Origin of the sequence: Frankia sp. AiPs1 (genome assembly GCF_023716945.1) — a bacterium.
Classification (GTDB): Bacteria; Actinomycetota; Actinomycetes; order Frankiales; family Frankiaceae; genus Frankia.
Window position 1 is genome coordinate 1 of record NZ_JAMQQF010001022.1, and the last position, 1,048, is coordinate 1,048.

General features: G+C 74.3%; 1 protein-coding gene. It reads left to right on the plus strand.

The features are described 5' to 3' along the window. A partial coding sequence (locus ND748_RS32600; RefSeq protein WP_251750104.1) for a protein kinase occupies positions 1-1,048 on the plus strand: 1,048 nt, incomplete at both ends.

Consider the following 1,048-nt stretch of genomic DNA (forward strand, 5'->3'; position numbering starts at 1 on the left):
CCGGTCGGGCGCTCCCGAGGCGGCCAGCCGGCGTTGGCGGAGGGGTTCTGCGCGGGCTGCGGGCAGCAGTACTCCTTCCGGCCGGCGCTGCGGGCCGGCGACCGCATCGGCCAGTACGAGATCGCCGGCGCCCTCGCCCACGGCGGGCAGGGCTGGATCTACCTGGCCCGCGATCACGGGGTCGGGGGGGACTTCTGGGTGGTTTTCAAGGGGCTGCTCGACTCCGGCGACCGGCACGCGCAGGTCGCGGCGATGGCCGAACGGCGGTTCCTCGCCGCGGTCGACCATCCCTCGATCGTCAAGATCTACACGTTCGTCGAGCACGCCGGGACCGGCTACATCGTCATGGAGTACGTCGGCGGCACGTCGATGCGGGAGGTGCTGCGCCGGCGCCGCGCCGCCGCGGGCCGGCCCGACCCACTGCCGGCGGCCGTCGCCGTCGGCTATCTGCTCGCGGTGCTGCCCGCGTTCGCCTACCTGCACCGCAACGGCCTGGTGTTCTGCGACTTCAAGCCGGACAACATGATGCTCGGCCGGGACTCGGTGCGGCTGATCGACCTCGGCGCGGTGCGCCGCCTGGACGACCACGACGGCGCCGTCTACGGCACACTCGGCTACCAGGCGCCGGAGGTACCCATCGAGGGCCCGTCGGTGGCCTCCGACCTCTACACCGTCGGGCGGACGCTGGCCACGCTCATCCTCGACTTCCGCGGGAACACCTCCACCTATCGGCACGACCTGCCGCCGGCCGCCAGCCATCCGGTGCTCGCCCGGCACGAGTCGCTGTACCGCCTGCTGGCCAGGGCCACGGCGGTCGACCCGGACCACCGCTTCGCCAGCGCCGAGGAGATGCACGGCGAACTGCTCGGCGTCCTGCGAGAGATCGTCGCCGCCGAGCAGGGCACCCCGATGCCGGCCCGCAGCACCCGATTCACCGGGGACGCCCACCCCACCGGCGAGCCGCCCGCCCCGGCAACGCCGGCCCCCCTGGCAACGCCGGCCCCGTTCGCAACGCCGGCCCCCCTCGCGACGCTGGCCGGCGCCGGGA